The sequence below is a fragment of the Pseudomonas sp. VA159-2 genome (genome assembly GCF_024126635.1).
In the GTDB taxonomy this organism is placed as follows: domain Bacteria; phylum Pseudomonadota; class Gammaproteobacteria; order Pseudomonadales; family Pseudomonadaceae; genus Aquipseudomonas; species Aquipseudomonas muyukensis.
Genome location: NZ_JAMYBV010000068.1, coordinates 1 through 1,518 on the forward strand (window position 1 = coordinate 1; position 1,518 = coordinate 1,518).

Here is a 1,518-nt window from a genome sequence, read left to right on the forward strand (position 1 = left end):
TGACGGTGATGGTGCCGCTGGCGCTGCCTGCCGGGATGGTCACTTTGGTGCCATCGGTCAGGGTGAAGGTCAGGCCGTTATGGCCGGTCACCGACAGGCCTTGGCCGTTGCTCAAGGTCACGGTGTAGGTGATCTGGCCGCCTTCGCTGACGGTGGTCTTGTCGGCGCTGAGGGTCGCGACCACTTCACTGATGGTGTCGGTGATCTGCACGCTGGCATTACCGCCCAGTTCCAGATTTTCGAAGGTCTTGCCATCGACGGCGGCATCGGTGATGCCGACAGTCAGGGTATCGCCGTCTTTGAAGACGTCGTCGCCTTGTGCCTTGGCCTTGTACTCGGCTTCGGTCTGGCCGGCCGGGATCACCACCTTGTCGCCGTTGGACAAAGTGACGGTCAGGTCGTGATCCAGCTTCTGGCTGACTTTGACGGTGAAGGCAGGCTGTTGGTCTTCGGTGACATCACCTTTGCTGACGATGGTGACGGTGATCTTGTCGCCCTCGTTGCCGGTGCCCGGAGTTCCGGTACCGGGCTCGTCGGTGACTTCGGTTTTGACTTCGTCCTTGCCGAGGGTCAGCTTCTCGAAGTTGTCCGCACCGGTCACGCCTTCCAGCTTGTTGACGATGCTCGGCTGGCCGCCGACGAACACGTCATCCGGGGCGTTGATGGTAATGGTGCCGGTGGCACTACCCGCTGGGATAGTGACTTTGGTGCCATCGGTGAGGGTGAAGACCAGGCCGTTGTGGCCGGTCACCGACAAGCCCTGGCCGTTGGTCAGGGTCACGGTGTAGGTGATCTGGCCACCTTCGCTGACGGTGGTCTTGTCGGCGCTGAGGGTCGCGATCACTTCACTGATGGTGTCGGTGATCTGGACGCTGGCGTTGCCGCCGAGCTCCAGGTTTTCGAAGGTCTTGCCGTCCACGGCAGCATCGGTGATGCCGACGGTGAGGGTATCGCCGTCTTTGAAGACGTCATCGCCTTGCGCCTTGGCCTTGTACTCGGCTTCGGTCTGACCGGCTGGGATCACCACCTTGTCGCCGTTGGACAGGGTCACGGTCAGGTCGTGATCCAACTTTTGGCTCACTTTGACGGTGAAGGCGGGTTGCTGGTCTTCGGTCACGTCGCCTTTGCTGACGATGGTCACGGTGACCTTGTCGCCCTCGTTGCCGGTGCCCGGGGTGCCGGTGCCGGGCTCGTCGGTGACTTCGGTCTTCACTTCCTCTTTGCCGAGGGTCAGCTTCTCGAAGTTGTCCGCGCCGGTCACGCCTTCCAGCTTGTTGACGATGCTCGGCTGTCCGCCGACGAATACGTCGTCTGGCGCGTTGACGGTGATGGTGCCGGTGGCGCTGCCTGCCGGGATGGTCACTTTGGTGCCATCGGTCAAGGTGAAGGTCAGGCCGTTGTGGCCAGTGACCGACAGGCCTTGGCCGTTGCTCAAGGTGACGGTGTAGGTGATCTGGCCGCCTTCGCTGACGGTGGTCTTGTCGGCAGACAAGGTAGCCACAACTTCGCTGATGGTGT

At 61.8% G+C, this 1,518-nt stretch carries 1 protein-coding gene; it reads right to left on the reverse strand.

The annotated features are described in order from the left end of the window. The coding region (locus tag NJG22_RS24365; protein WP_366518862.1) for an immunoglobulin-like domain-containing protein at window positions 1–1,518 on the reverse strand (1,518 nt) is incomplete at both ends.